The following is a 12978-nucleotide window of genomic DNA, read 5'->3' as shown; positions in this document are numbered from 1 at the left end:
GCATGCCCATCTTAATCCTATAAATATTTGATTACCAAAAAATGCTATCCGGTAATGTTATGCGGTGTTAATCTCTCTTTCGAGAGGCTATCCCCCAGATTAAGGTAGGTTACATACGTGTTACGCACCCGTGCGCCACTCTCATCAGAAGCAAGCTCCCAAATCCCGTCCGACTTGCATGTATTAGGCCTGCCGCTAGCGTTCATCCTGAGCCAGGATCAAACTCTCCATTGTATAATGTGTTGTTATAATCCAGACCCTATTAAACTCAATCAATAGAAATCTGTAAAAAAAATATTCTCTTACATTATCTACCAAGTTTGTAATCATAACTATCTTTCGATTCGTTACACTACATGATTTTCTATTTCTTAAAAGAACTTTGCGCTTCTCCGTCTCGGTTCGGCTATATGTTTTCGAAGCTTTAACACTTCTTAACTTCTTATTTCAATTATTCGAAAGTTGCTTTCAAATATTTCCCTTCGTTTCGGGAGTGCAAAGGTACATTTGTTTTTCAATTTAACGAATTAAAAAACAAAATACCTACAAGTAGCTAATTAACAGGTAAATAAAATTGACAACGAGCGTGGCGCCCGTATTGGGCTCCCGCAGTATTTTATTTAAATAAGGACATTTAAAACACAAGTATTTGACAATAAGGAATTTAAGTTGAATAAAATAGCGAAAATCCAATAGCATTTAAACGAATGGCGTAGAACTATATTAAGCGCGATGTATTTGTAAACAAGCGCATTGCGGTGCAATGCCTGGAATTGTTAATAAGCTAAGGCTATGCAGCCAGTAGAATTTTGACAATAAAAGCAGCAGTGAATTGATGCTTTACTATTTTTGCAGGATGAGTGATGAAGAATTAATGGCCTACTTTGAGCATGCTATATTACCGGAAACTTTACGCCTTGATCGCGCCACTACGCAACACCGCGTAAAACAGGCTGTCAAAACCAATCTGGAAGCAATGATGGCCGACCCGAAAGACCACCGCTCCCGGTACCGGCTGGCCAGGATCGCCGCTGCGATAGAACATCCCTTTGATGGGCAGGAGATCCCGCGTTTTTAATTTTCAAATTTACTGGGATGAGTGCGTATTTATATGGGATCGATTTTGGTACGACCAATTCGGCTTTGGCGGTTTACAATGAACAAACGCGGGAGATAGAGCACACCTTTATTATTCCTTCGCTGATCTATTTTTATCACCAGCGGCCTGGTTATGTTGTAGGCGAAGAAGCTATCTCGGCGTACCTGGAAGATGGCATGAAAGGGCGTTTCATCAAATCTGTGAAACAGGTGTTATCCAGACCCAGTTTCACCGAAACTCGCATACAAAACAAACGCTACACCGCCCCAGACCTGGTAGCAATTATCTTGAAGGAGCTGAAACAACGCGCGGACCTGCTGATCGGGCAGGATTGCCGGAAAGCAATTATTGGCAGGCCGGTTTTCTTCGATGATGATGATGTAAAAAAAGACACCTTAGCCCAAACGCGACTAAACAGGGCAACGGAGATTGCCGGTTTCACCGATGTCCGTTTTCAATTTGAACCTATCGGGGCAGCATTTGCTTATGAAAAGAACCTTACAAAAAAGGAAAATGTACTGGTAGCCGACCTTGGCGGTGGCACAACAGACTTCACCTATCTTGTACTTGACCCCGAGAAATCCCGGAGCATAGACCGGAAAAATGACATGATGGCTACAGGCGGGATTTACGTAGGCGGCGATAGTTTAGATGCTGCTTTTATGTGGGAAAAGGGTACCCCCTATTTTGGCAAGAACACACAATATGAAGCCACTCCGGGCAAGGTGCTGACCGTCCCGAAATCACTGTTCGTAAATATCTGTTCCTGGGAACAAATGAACTTCTTCAATGGCCTTCGCATAAAAAAGGACATGGAAGATTACTATTATTTCTCGCGGGAAGACCGGCTTTTCAAAAACCTGCTCACGCTCATTGACAACAACCTGGGTTATTCTGTATTCCGGGCTATTGAAAAAACAAAAATTGCCCTGACTGCCGCTGACAGTACGGCATTCAGCTATCACCACATGGGTATCGAAATCGAAGAGGAGGTTAGCTTGCCGGATTATGAACAGGTAATTGCAAAAGATGTAAGCAGGATCGCCGCTTATCTGGATAATTTTTTACAGGCAAATCGAATTGATGCAAACGCCATCGATACGCTGTTTCTTACAGGCGGAACCTCCATGGTGAAAAGTATCCATAAGTTGTTTAAAAACAAGTTCCCGCATGTGAACCTGAATTCAGGCGACAACTTCAAAAGCGTAGCTAACGGCCTGGCCTATAGCGGCTATCTTTTCGGGAGTTAGTGACATTGGCACGGTCACTAACAACAATTTCGGGTTTTCCCTTATAATCAATCATTCAAAACACCGATGATAGAAATAACGTTGTGGCAGATCCCTCCCGTTTCCGGGAAATAGCGTTTTTTGGACAAAGCCTGAACACCCACTGCGTTGTTATACGACAGGCAAATATACCTTTTTGACCAATATGAGGAATTTGTCTGGCGTCAGATAAAATAAGTACACCACTTTTGGGATTAACATTTAAATATGGCATTTGGCCGATATTCTCAAAGCCATTGTATTAGATTACAAACGCACAAGCAACAAAATGCCCATGGTGCGAAAAAGAAACGGGGTAGGTCAAATTTTCTTCAATATTATATATGGAGGGCACTCCTTGCTCAGATTTGATAATGTTAAACCGGGCGGCGGGCTTTAACCGCCTTAAGTTATCCATACACAATTCCCTCACTTGGGAAGATTGATTTTGTGCTGAAGAATCGGCAATTTGTTTAACAGCAGAATAGCTCTGCCCCGAATAATGAACTTGATGAGCTACAGAGTGTACATAGCCATCCCCTATTGCCGAAAAAAAAGTTAGCTCAGTATTGTGGAAGGTGATACGGCCCTGCCAACTGCTTTTGGTATTGGCATCTTCAACCTTATCAGAGTCCAGGCTTTTAAGCCCCATGGTTTCCACTAATTTAATATCACCAATGATAAATTTTGTAGGAGAAAATACCATTTGGGCATTTAGCCGACGAAGAAACTTGAAAGCGGCCTCTTTAACTGACCAAAGTAGCCAAACATATGCTTCAAAAGCAACGATATTGCTCTCTAATTTTTGGTATTGAATTACTTCCCAATCAGTAAGGATTTTTTTGTAAAAGGCTGGTTGTATAGTTCTAACGGGATCAGTTTCTGCAAACGATACAATATCATTGCCGGCGCTTACCATTATTTCTCTTCAAGCTTTCCGCTAATAACATCCAAGCAGTTGCCAACATTTACCATTTTATCGGCCGAATCATAATCTATTTCAATATCATATTTAGCCTCGGCATCAATAATAATATCAACCAAATTGGCAGAATTGATCTGGAGGTCTTTAATCAAGTCAGTATTATCATCAATGCCTGCCAGCATTTCTTTATTAGTTGTATAAGGTGCAATAACCTTTTTAAGTTCACTTAAAATCTCTTCTCTCGTCATTTTTTGTTAAAGTATTTACTTAGTATTAAACAGGAGTTTACATCTCCAAAACCAAAATTTGCTTTTGCTACAATGTTAACTTCTTTTTTTATCATTTTCACAGGTAACCGCTCTAAACCTATCAAATTTGCAATTTCGGGATTCGGATCCTCCAAATTAATGTTGGGGTGAACAAAATTGTGCACAATCTGCAATACCGATGCCACGGTTTCTATTGATCCTGCGGCACTCAACGCGTGCCCGATCATTGATTTTAACGAGTTCGTCAGCGGGAAATCATCCCCTGCCCTGCTTAGGGCCTCCGTCCAGTTTATAATTTCCTGCCTATCGGCATTGGTGGCAGTTAAATGGCCGCTTATCAGGTCAATGTCTGCACCGGTTATACCGGCAGCGAACATAGCTTCGGCGATACATCTTTTAACACCGGTAGAGTTTGCCGCCGTCATGGTGCCGCCCTGCCTTTGTCCGCCGGAGTTTGTTGATCCGCCAAGTACCTCTGCATAAATACGGGCATTACGTGCTAACGCGAAGTCCAGGTCTTCCAGCACAAGCGCGCCTGCCCCCGATCCCGGAACAAAACCGCCAGCGGTAGCGCTCATTGGTCTCGATGCCTTTTCAGGCTCATCGTTAAATTTCCTGGATAGTACCCGCATACTGTCAAAAGCCCCGTAAACATAAGTATCTACATGTTCGGTGCTGCCAACCAGCATACGCTTTGCGTAGCCGTGCTTAATATATTCATACCCCATTAAAATGGCCTGCGTACCAGTTGCGCAGGCCGCCGAGTTGGTTATAACCTTATTGCCTAAACCAAGCCTGCCCGATATATATGCCGTAACGCCGCTATTCATGGTTTGCTCTACCACGCGCGAGCCAAGTTTACGAGCCTCTTTATTATCAACCTTGCTGATTACGTTTTTCATGGCTTCGGTATCGGCAATGCTATTGCCAAAAATACAACCGGTTTCCCAGCGTGGCTCCACCGTGTCGTAACTCATGCCCGAATCTGCCCAGGCATCCAGTGCAGCAGCCAGTCCGTAACCTATATTAGTGCCTTTTAAACCGTGAAAAGTAACGTCAGATATGTAATTTTTCAAACTTTCCCAATCAAAATCGGGCATCCCAGCTACCTGGCAACTGAAGTTCAGTTCCCTGTAATGCGGCATAAATTTTATGCCTGATACACCATTTTGTATCGCATCCAGGAAAGCGCTTATACCTACCCCGTTTGGTGATACTACCCCTAAGCCGGTAACTACTACACGATTACTCATTTTTTAACCGCAATTTGTTTAATTATGCCCGCAAACGTACCCTTGGCTACTAGTTCGTTATCGCTATCCAACATCTCTACATAACACTTTAGTTTGCCAAACCTAAAATACACTTTCTTCGAGATCACCGTAACTTTTTGCCCCGGCAGCACCATTTTGTAAAACGATACATCCGTTGACGTTAACAGTGGAAACATCGAGTCCTTCCCGTCAATTCTGTAATCGGCCTCCTTCATTATTAAAAACATACCCAAAACCACCAGGCCTATTTGCGCCATAATTTCGGTGATGATAACGCCCGGCGTAACCGGGTTATCTTCAAAATGATCCTCGTAAAAAAAAGAATCAGGCTTTAACGTGTATTCTCCTTTTACGCCATCCTCATTTAACGAAGCAATGTGATCCACGAAACGGAAAGACGATTTATATGGGAGATGGTTTAATATATGATTGGTCATGAATGCTATTAACTATAAATTACTTACAATGTTCTCCGCCATCTACATGAATTAATGCGCCGTTTATCCAAAACGCTTCATCAGTACATAAAAGGTAAATTACATTGGCAACATCATTGGGCGTTGTAAGCCTGCCCATGGGGTTTCTTGCCATGCTTGTTTCTATCAATTTGTCGCTGCCGGGTATCATTTTTAATGCCGGTGTTTCTGTAACGCCCGCTTGTATAATGTTTGTTTTTATACCCGCCGGGCTAAACTCAACCGCCATGTACTTAGCTAAACTCTCTAACGAACTCTTTGCAATAGCTATGGCCGCGTAGCTATCCCAGTACTTGTGCGCGCCCTCGCTGGTAAGGCCTAAAATGCGGCTGTCGGCTGCAAAAAAATTTTCCTTTATCAATAGCCTGGTCCAGTCGAGCAAACTATTTGCCATGGCATAGCTGGTTAGTTGGATATCCTCTACAGACAGTTCAGAAGTTCCCTCTGCAACCAATGGTTTTAGGTTACCCCGGGCAATACTATGCAATAGCAGTTTTACCGAATGCTTATGAACAATAGGCTTAATTTTCTCAATAAATAAATCGCGGCCGGCAGCGTCAAGCGCGTTAATGTTATAGGGAAGAATATTAACCTGCTTAGTTTGGGCAAGCGTTAAAAGCTTTTTCAACAATGGTTTTTCGGTAACAGATGGTTCGCGGTAGAGCAGGGCTATATTCATGCCATGGTTGGCAAGCTTCTCAACAGCAGCATAACCGAAACCGCTCGACCCCCCTAAAATAACCGCCCACGAACCTTTAAATTGTAAATTTTTATCCATTAATCCACATTTAAACCTTTTTAACTTCTAATTGTCCTGTATGTGCTGATTATACACCACAGCGGCAACAGCTAAAAATTGCAACCCCAAAGTAAGTTAAAGTATATGAAATTTTTTGTACGGAATGCACATATTATACAATTGTTAAGAAGATAAGTTTATGTTGCCAATATTTATTATGTATTAGGGCGTTTTCGGGTTGATGAGTATTTATAATTAATTATGTTTGATAACTATGAAGATTATTTTTAAGTGGAAAATCACTTTGGTTGCGGTTATGCTTTTGAGCTTCGGCTTTTCAAAAACCGGCCGGGCACAGCAAAAATTCGAAAAAAAGGAATTTTACGAGGTGATGAGCGCCGGTGACGTTGACGCTATTGATAAACAGATAGAATTAGTGGCGGCATCCGGCCTTGCCAATAAAGAAGGGTACGAAGGTGCATTGTTAATGCGTAAAGCCGGTAAGGTACATGGCGCCAAAAAGAAGCTCCGCTTTTTTAAGGAAGGCCGTATAAAGCTCGAAACAGCTATCCTTGCTGCCCCGGATAATACCGAGTTCAGGTTTTTACGCCTGGCGATCGAAGAAAATGCGCCAAAAATAGTAAAGTACCATAACGATATCGAAAAAGATAAACTATTGATCCAGAAGAATTTCAAAAACCTGCCTCAATCGGTTCAGTATGCTATCTTAGAGTACTGCAAAAAGTCGAAGGTATTACATGCCGAAGATTTATAAATTTGCATCGGATGAATAAAAAAATATTGGCTATTTACTATACGCAATCCGGTCAAATGACCGAGATTATCAACTCTTTTACGGCACCAATTATTGCCAGCGGTGCCTCCGTTGAAATAGTAACGCTGAAGCCGGTGGACAACTATGATTTCCCCTGGACGGGCCAACGCTTTTTTTCGGTGATGCCTGATTGTGTTTTAAGCGTGCCAAGGCCACTCGAACCCCTTAATTTAAAGGAAGAAAAATACGATCTGATCATATTAGGATGGCAGCCCTGGTTCCTGTCGCCCAGTATACCTGCCAATTCTCTATTGCAAAACCTCGAATTTAAGGCATTATTAAAGGATACTCCCGTTATTACAATAAGCGCTGCCCGCAATATGTGGCTAAACGCATTTGTACGCGTTAAAAAATCACTGACCGATGCCGGTGCAAATTTGGTAGGCAACATATCGCTGGTAGACAGGCACCCCAACGTTGTTAGCTTTATCACCATTTTTTATTGGATGTTATCCGGCAAAAAAGATCGATATCTTAACATATTTCCGAAGCCCGGCATTGATGAAAAGGACATCCAAAACACCGAAATATTTGGTAAAACTGTTAGTAAATACCTGGCTTTAGGAGATTGGACCAATTTACAGAACGAATTAATAAAACAAAAGGCGGTAGTAATCAATTATACGCTAATGTTTACCGAAGCAAGGGCCAAACCAATTTTTGCGGTTTGGGCAAAATTTATTTCAAAACGCAAAAACCAGGTGCCATGGCTTAGCGCGTTTAAATACTATTTATTTATCGCATTATTTTTGGGTGCCCCTATATTGATATTTTTGGATGCTATATTTTTAAAACCGTTTTCGTCTAACAGAATTAAAAAAAAGAAATTAACCTATTTACAAGTAACTACTTAATTACATGTCTGATACAAAAGTTTATATCAACCATACCTCAGCTTATTTCCCGAACGAACCTGTTTCTAACGACGAAATGGAGCAATATTTAGGGTATATTGATAACAAACCATCAAAATCTAAAAAGATAGTCCTTCGTAACAATGGGATCATCAACCGGTACTATGCGCTTGATAAGGACCATAGGTCTACGCACACTAATGCCCAAATGACTGCCTTGGCCGTCAGGGAATTATTCGATAACGATACAGAGCGTTTAAAAGAGATAGAGTTATTATCCTGCGGCACATCATCACCCGATCAAATGATGCCAAGCCATGGTGTGATGACACATGGCTGGCTGCCCGAAACCGGCGGCATTGAAGTAGTATCACCTGCAGGTGTTTGCTGCGCAGGTATGCATGCCTTAAAGTATGCTTTCTTGTCCATCAAATCCGGAGAGGTAAAAACTGCTGTTGCAACCGGTTCCGAAAGATTTTCGGGTTTATTGGTTTCTAAGGTTTTTGAAGAGGAGGCTCAAAAACTAAAAGAGATGGAAGAGAACCCCTACATCGCTTTTTCAAAAGATTTTCTACGCTGGATGTTATCTGATGGTGCCTCGGCATTTTTAATGACGGATAAGCCAAATGAAAACGGCCTGTCGTTACGCATTGAATGGATAGAAGGTGTATCATACGCTAATGAGATGGCCACCTGTATGTACATGGGCGGCGATAAACAAGCCGACGGCTCGTTAAAGGGTTTTATGGACTATACGCCGGACGAAATCATGACCAAATCTATCTTTAGCATTAAGCAGGACATTACATTGCTGAGCGATAATATAGTACCGCTGGGTGGTAAAAAGATCAAAGAGATCTTCGAGAAGAAGGGTTTAACGGTAAATGATATCGATTATTTTCTGCCTCACATATCAAGCAACTTCTTTAAAAGTAAAATCTATGATATGATACAGGAATACGGCGGTGGGATCCCTTACGAAAAATGGTTCATTAACCTTTACACCGTGGGTAACGTTGGTGCCGCATCTGTATACCTGATGATAGATGAACTATTTAAAAGCGGGAGGTTACAAAAGGGTGAAAAGATATTGCTGCTTGTGCCCGAAAGTGCGCGTTTTTCCTACATGTATGCGATGCTTACCGTTTGCTAATGGTTTACTGAGCCATGAAAAAGGAAGATATACCACAGGATTTAAGCGCGCTTGGTAAAATAACCAAAGAGGTTTGCTACGCTACAGACAGTGAAGGTAAATACCAAACGGCTTTAAGCAGCGGCTGGAATGTAAAAATAGATGCGCTTGATTTAGCGTGGAGCGATATTGAGAAACGTATAGCAGTTGCCAAACAAAAGGTGCTTAACAATGAAGCCAGCCCGCTACATTTTTTTATGGAATACCGGTTGATGGATCTGAGCATTCTTGCCGACTATTCGGGCTTTTGGCAATGGCAAATAAAACGCCACCTAAAGCCTGATGTTTTTAAAAATCTGCCAGATTATAAATTACAAAAATACGCGGAAGCATTTAACATTACAATTGAAGACCTTAAAACCATGACGGTGCATGAAGACTGAGTTTGAACATCGTCAGGCGGCACATTGTGAATCGGGCGTTACCAGCAATTTATTGAGACAAGCTTCGGGGGGCAAAATAACCGAGCCACTCGCTTTTGGCATAGGCGCCGGGTTATTTTTTGTTTACATCCCGCTCATTAAGATCAATAACGGGCCTGCAATTGCCTTCCGCACGCTGCCGGGGCATATTTTTAGCCGTACCTGTAAATCGTTAAATATACCCATCGTAAAAAAGCGATTTTTCTCTAAAGAAAGCGCAGAAGCATTTTTGCGCCAGCAATTGGATAAGGGCATACCTGTAGGTTGCCAGGTTGGCGTTTACTACCTGCCCTATTTCCCAAAGGAATACCGCTTCCATTTTAACGGCCATAACTTAGTGGTTTACGGATACCAGGAAGATAAATATCTGATAAGCGACCCCATTATGTATGAAGCTACCACACTTGGCAGTTATGAGTTGCAGCGGGTGCGCTTTGCAAAAGGTGCTTTGGCACCAAACGGGCAAATCTATTTTCCAAAAACAGCTACAACCATTACCAACGACCAGATAAAACAGGCCATTAAAGCCGGCATTAAAAGAACCGCATACAATATGTTGAGCATACCCGGCAGTTTTGCGGGGGTTGCGGGCATTAAAAATACCGGCCTTAAAATAAAAAAGTGGCTTGATAAACTTGGGCTTAAACAAGCCGGCCTTTACCTTGCACAACTGGTTAGGATGCAGGAAGAGATAGGTACCGGTGGTGGCGGTTTCAGGTACATTTATGCCGCATTTTTACAGGAGGCAGATGCTTATTGGCCAGGCAAAGGTTTTTTAGATATTTCGGTCACATTTACACAGGCCGGCGATATGTGGCGCACAGCTGCCGTGCAAGCCGCAGGGATTTTTAAGGGCCGGTTAACCTGTCAGCAGGATTTTGACAAAATGGGTGATTACTTAATTGAAATTGCCGCAGTAGAGAAGCAAGCCTTTGAAACTCTAAAGCAAATAAAATGGGACTAGCACCGGAAATAGCCATAGACGTAAACAACGTTGGTTTCCGCTATCCCGGCAATTCGGATGTTTCGTTCTCTAACCTTAACCTTAGGGTGAATAAAGGTGATCGATTTGGTTTATTTGGCCCGAATGGTGCCGGTAAAACTACCTTAATTAGTTTAATGACCGGTTTACTAAAAGCCGACGAAGGAAGCATCAAATTGCTGGGGCACGAAATCGGCAAAAATAAAAACAACGTTAGTAAGCTTTTTGGCTTTATCCCGCAGGATTTTTCGTTTTATCACGAATTAAGCCCCGTTGAGAACCTCGAATTTTTTGGAGCGTGGAGCGGGCTTGATAAGCAAACCATAAAAAACCGAACAGATGAACTGCTGACAATTTTGGGGCTAAATGATGTAAGAAATAAACAGGTGCAGAAATTTTCGGGCGGGATGAAACGAAGGGTGAACCTGGCTATAGGTGTAGTTCATAAGCCGGCAATCCTATTTTTAGATGAACCTACCGTTGGCGTGGATGTACAAACCGGGCGCGCTATTCTCGACTACCTTTTAGCGCTTAACAAAAGCGGAACCACATTGGTTTACACATCGCACCAGTTAAACGAGGCCGAGGACCTTTGCGAACAGGTTGCATTGATAGACGGCGGAAAAATAATTGCCCAGGATAATCTTGAACATTTGCTTAAAACGCATAACCAAAAAAACCTGGAGCAAATGTTCCTGAATTTAACCGGAAAGGAATACAGGAACTGATGTTTAAGTTAGGAGCCACCATAGTAAAAGACGTAAGGATATTGCTGCGCGATAGGGTAGGCATCGCGCTGATGTTTATTATGCCGATTGTATTAGTGGTAGTAGTAACCAGCATCCAAAACAGCACTTTTCAACTGGTTAATAAAAACAAGCTTTCCATCATCATTAACAACAACGATACCGGGCAGGCGAGCAAGCAATTGATCAAAGCGATTGATAAGATAGGCATGTTTAAGGCCACGCAAGTATCCGGAGATCAAAGCGAACAAAAAATTGCCGAAGCCATGCATCAGCAAGATGCTATGCTGGGCATCATTATACCAACGGATTTTTCGGCTAAGGTAAGTGCGAAATCAAAAAGCGTTGCCGGCAAAGCACTAAAAAGCTTCGGCCTTGAAGGTGACAGCATTAAAAACGCTGGCGATGTAGATCCGTTAACCGTTTACTATAACCCTGTTTTGCAGGAGAATATCAGGCTATCTGTACAAGGTGCTTTGCGCAGCGCTTTACAGCTTGTGGAGAGCCGCGAAACGCTTCGCAGCCTGTATTTTTCCATGAACGAAAAAGAGTTGCCGGAAAAACTGGAAAACGAGATGCTGAATAACCAAACGGCCATCAATGAGGTCCCGGTTTCAAAAGACGGTACACGTACCACACCTAATGCTACCCAGCATAATGTACCCGCCTGGACTATCTTCGCCATGTTTTTCATCATTATGTCGCTTGGCGGCAGTGTAGTGCGCGAGAAAGTTAGCGGCAGCTTTATCCGGTTAAAAACCCTGCCAACAAACTACCTGGTGGGCATGCTCTCCAAGCAGATCACCTACCTTGCGGTAACTATGCTGCAGGCAGCAGTGATATTTTCTATGGGCATCTGGCTATTTCCGTTTGTCGGCCTCCCAGCCTTAAATTTACCTTCGGATGTGCCGGCATTAATTATTGTGACCATTGTTTGCGGATGGTGTGCCGTAAGTTATGCTATGTGTGTAGGCGTATTTGCCCAAACTCAGGAACAAGCCAACGGATTTGGCGCCGTTTCCATAGTGATACTTGCTTGTGTGGGCGGCTTAATGGTGCCCAGTTTTGCTATGCAGGGCTTTTTTAAATCGGCGGCTAACATATCGCCTATGCACTGGTGCCTGCAGGCTTATTATTCACTATTTTTAGAGGGCGGAAAACTTAAAGACGTTTTAAACAATATCCTGCTTTTATTTATTATTACCCTATTGCTCCAGATACTGACCTTTGCGGGCTTAAAAAGAAAGAACTTAATATAATGGAAACTACCGAACTAAAAGAACAATTAAAGAGACAGATCATTCAATTTTTAAACCTGACCGATCTTACCCCGGCAGATATAGCTGATAAAGAGCCCTTATTTGGAGATGGCCTGGGGTTGGACTCTATCGACTCACTTGAACTAATTGTATTGTTGAAGAAAGAATACGGTATCGATATAAAAGACCCGAGGGAAGGACGTAAAGTTTTGGTAGATGTAGCAACTATTGCCGATTACATTCAGGCAAATACCGCTAAATAACTATATTATCCGGAAAATAGCTTGTAATTTAAAACAGGCGATATCTCCATTTAAAATAGAAGCGTTGAGGCTTAGCAGGCCAGCCTGGGGCGGTTTGTAGGTTATAATAAGCTGCAGCGGCTGGCTATTATCGGGCGTTATCATCTGCATAAATTTGATATTGCCGGCATTTTTCAGTTGAAGGGTAAAATGTAAAGCGAATTCAACTATATCTTTAACCAGGGCCAGCATACACGCCCCGGGTACCACAGGCTGCCCGGGGAAGTGCCCCCCCAAAATTGGATGGTTTTTATCTAAGCCGAGCGTTGCAATCAACTGCCCGTTGTTATGTTGCAGGTTTTCTATTTTGAATATGCCGTCGATTGCTAATGCCAT

At 42.5% G+C, this 12978-nt stretch carries 16 protein-coding genes and 1 rRNA gene; 10 read left to right on the top strand and 7 right to left on the bottom strand.

Annotated features, from left to right (window positions below; genetic code table 11):
• Nucleotides 1-234: ribosomal RNA gene (locus tag AC1DXC_RS24630) — 16S ribosomal RNA — on the bottom strand; the annotation flags it as partial.
• A gap of 622 nt (nt 235-856) precedes the next feature.
• Here AC1DXC_RS24630 and AC1DXC_RS24625 point away from each other — a divergent pair.
• Complete coding sequence (locus AC1DXC_RS24625) at nt 857-1078, top strand: DUF6965 family protein (protein WP_477461834.1); 222 nt, start codon at nt 857-859, stop codon at nt 1076-1078.
• A 17-nt stretch (nt 1079-1095) separates the two neighbouring features.
• Nucleotides 1096-2349, top strand: a complete 1254-nt coding sequence (locus AC1DXC_RS24620) for an Hsp70 family protein (RefSeq protein WP_477461833.1) — start codon at nt 1096-1098, stop codon at nt 2347-2349.
• A gap of 280 nt (nt 2350-2629) precedes the next feature.
• Here the strand turns inward: AC1DXC_RS24620 and AC1DXC_RS24615 are convergent, their stop codons facing one another.
• From AC1DXC_RS24615 to AC1DXC_RS24595, 5 genes are read right to left on the bottom strand one after another with little or no spacing between them, the layout of a single operon-like run.
• A complete protein-coding gene (locus AC1DXC_RS24615; protein ID WP_477461832.1) occupies nt 2630-3286 on the bottom strand; it encodes a 4'-phosphopantetheinyl transferase family protein in 657 nt (218 codons plus the stop codon).
• Complete coding sequence (locus tag AC1DXC_RS24610; RefSeq protein ID WP_477461831.1) at nt 3286-3540, bottom strand: acyl carrier protein; 255 nt, start codon at nt 3538-3540, stop codon at nt 3286-3288. The genes AC1DXC_RS24615 and AC1DXC_RS24610 overlap by 1 nt, the downstream gene beginning before the upstream one ends.
• Nucleotides 3537-4814 carry a beta-ketoacyl-[acyl-carrier-protein] synthase family protein gene (locus tag AC1DXC_RS24605; protein ID WP_477461830.1) on the bottom strand — a complete coding sequence of 426 codons (1278 nt, stop codon included), beginning with the start codon at nt 4812-4814 and terminating at the stop codon, nt 3537-3539. The genes AC1DXC_RS24610 and AC1DXC_RS24605 overlap by 4 nt, the downstream gene beginning before the upstream one ends.
• Entirely contained in the window at nt 4811-5272 is a 462-nt protein-coding gene (locus AC1DXC_RS24600) for a 3-hydroxyacyl-ACP dehydratase FabZ family protein (protein ID WP_477461829.1), read from the bottom strand. Before AC1DXC_RS24600 ends, AC1DXC_RS24605 begins: the two co-directional genes overlap by 4 nt.
• Before the next feature lie 19 nt (nt 5273-5291).
• Nucleotides 5292-6089, bottom strand: a complete 798-nt coding sequence (locus AC1DXC_RS24595) for an SDR family oxidoreductase (protein WP_477461828.1) — start codon at nt 6087-6089, stop codon at nt 5292-5294.
• Nucleotides 6090-6324: 235 nt separating this feature from the next.
• On the opposite strand from AC1DXC_RS24595, the gene AC1DXC_RS24590 reads away from it, so the two are divergent.
• The 8 genes from AC1DXC_RS24590 to AC1DXC_RS24555 are packed head-to-tail and all read left to right on the top strand — an operon-like array spanning nt 6325 to nt 12603.
• Nucleotides 6325-6825, top strand: a complete 501-nt coding sequence (locus AC1DXC_RS24590) for a hypothetical protein (RefSeq protein ID WP_477461827.1) — start codon at nt 6325-6327, stop codon at nt 6823-6825.
• Between the two features lie 11 nt (nt 6826-6836).
• The gene (locus AC1DXC_RS24585; protein ID WP_477461826.1) at nt 6837-7739 is read left to right on the top strand and encodes a hypothetical protein; all 903 of its coding nucleotides are present in this window, start codon (nt 6837-6839) and stop codon (nt 7737-7739) included.
• A 4-nt stretch (nt 7740-7743) separates the two neighbouring features.
• The gene (gene darB / locus AC1DXC_RS24580) at nt 7744-8892 is read left to right on the top strand and encodes a dialkylresorcinol biosynthesis protein DarB (protein WP_477461825.1); all 1149 of its coding nucleotides are present in this window, start codon (nt 7744-7746) and stop codon (nt 8890-8892) included.
• Nucleotides 8893-8906: 14 nt separating this feature from the next.
• The gene (gene DarG, locus AC1DXC_RS24575; protein WP_477461824.1) at nt 8907-9314 is read left to right on the top strand and encodes a flexirubin biosynthesis protein DarG; all 408 of its coding nucleotides are present in this window, start codon (nt 8907-8909) and stop codon (nt 9312-9314) included.
• On the top strand, nt 9304-10317 hold the full coding sequence (gene darH / locus AC1DXC_RS24570) for a BtrH-related acyltransferase DarH (RefSeq protein WP_477461823.1): 1014 nt from the start codon (nt 9304-9306) through the stop codon (nt 10315-10317). The genes DarG and darH overlap by 11 nt, the downstream gene beginning before the upstream one ends.
• On the top strand, nt 10308-11063 hold the full coding sequence (locus AC1DXC_RS24565; protein ID WP_477461822.1) for an ABC transporter ATP-binding protein: 756 nt from the start codon (nt 10308-10310) through the stop codon (nt 11061-11063). The genes darH and AC1DXC_RS24565 overlap by 10 nt, the downstream gene beginning before the upstream one ends.
• Nucleotides 11063-12340 carry an ABC transporter permease gene (locus AC1DXC_RS24560; RefSeq protein WP_477461821.1) on the top strand — a complete coding sequence of 426 codons (1278 nt, stop codon included), beginning with the start codon at nt 11063-11065 and terminating at the stop codon, nt 12338-12340. The genes AC1DXC_RS24565 and AC1DXC_RS24560 overlap by 1 nt, the downstream gene beginning before the upstream one ends.
• Nucleotides 12340-12603, top strand: a complete 264-nt coding sequence (locus AC1DXC_RS24555) for a phosphopantetheine-binding protein (RefSeq protein ID WP_477461820.1) — start codon at nt 12340-12342, stop codon at nt 12601-12603. Before AC1DXC_RS24560 ends, AC1DXC_RS24555 begins: the two co-directional genes overlap by 1 nt.
• On the opposite strand, the gene AC1DXC_RS24550 is transcribed toward AC1DXC_RS24555, so the two are convergent.
• The gene (locus AC1DXC_RS24550; RefSeq protein WP_477461819.1) at nt 12604-12978 is read right to left on the bottom strand and encodes an ApeI family dehydratase; all 375 of its coding nucleotides are present in this window, start codon (nt 12976-12978) and stop codon (nt 12604-12606) included.

This window comes from Mucilaginibacter sp. P2_D11, assembly GCF_056404435.1.
This window is presented reverse-complemented; position numbering and strand designations above follow the sequence as displayed.

Coding starts and splice junctions, on each gene's coding strand:
- AC1DXC_RS24620 (WP_477461833.1), top strand. CDS start 1,096: ATGAGTGCGTATTTATATGGGATCGATTTTGGTACGACCAATTCGGCT.
- AC1DXC_RS24550 (WP_477461819.1), bottom strand. CDS start 12,978: ATGGCATTAGCAATCGACGGCATATTCAAAATAGAAAACCTGCAACAT.
- AC1DXC_RS24590 (WP_477461827.1), top strand. CDS start 6,325: ATGAAGATTATTTTTAAGTGGAAAATCACTTTGGTTGCGGTTATGCTT.
- AC1DXC_RS24585 (WP_477461826.1), top strand. CDS start 6,837: ATGAATAAAAAAATATTGGCTATTTACTATACGCAATCCGGTCAAATG.
- AC1DXC_RS24615 (WP_477461832.1), bottom strand. CDS start 3,286: ATGGTAAGCGCCGGCAATGATATTGTATCGTTTGCAGAAACTGATCCC.
- AC1DXC_RS24555 (WP_477461820.1), top strand. CDS start 12,340: ATGGAAACTACCGAACTAAAAGAACAATTAAAGAGACAGATCATTCAA.
- AC1DXC_RS24625 (WP_477461834.1), top strand. CDS start 857: ATGAGTGATGAAGAATTAATGGCCTACTTTGAGCATGCTATATTACCG.
- darH (WP_477461823.1), top strand. CDS start 9,304: ATGAAGACTGAGTTTGAACATCGTCAGGCGGCACATTGTGAATCGGGC.
- DarG (WP_477461824.1), top strand. CDS start 8,907: ATGAAAAAGGAAGATATACCACAGGATTTAAGCGCGCTTGGTAAAATA.
- AC1DXC_RS24605 (WP_477461830.1), bottom strand. CDS start 4,814: ATGAGTAATCGTGTAGTAGTTACCGGCTTAGGGGTAGTATCACCAAAC.
- AC1DXC_RS24565 (WP_477461822.1), top strand. CDS start 10,308: ATGGGACTAGCACCGGAAATAGCCATAGACGTAAACAACGTTGGTTTC.
- AC1DXC_RS24600 (WP_477461829.1), bottom strand. CDS start 5,272: ATGACCAATCATATATTAAACCATCTCCCATATAAATCGTCTTTCCGT.
- AC1DXC_RS24595 (WP_477461828.1), bottom strand. CDS start 6,089: ATGGATAAAAATTTACAATTTAAAGGTTCGTGGGCGGTTATTTTAGGG.
- AC1DXC_RS24560 (WP_477461821.1), top strand. CDS start 11,063: ATGTTTAAGTTAGGAGCCACCATAGTAAAAGACGTAAGGATATTGCTG.
- darB (WP_477461825.1), top strand. CDS start 7,744: ATGTCTGATACAAAAGTTTATATCAACCATACCTCAGCTTATTTCCCG.
- AC1DXC_RS24610 (WP_477461831.1), bottom strand. CDS start 3,540: ATGACGAGAGAAGAGATTTTAAGTGAACTTAAAAAGGTTATTGCACCT.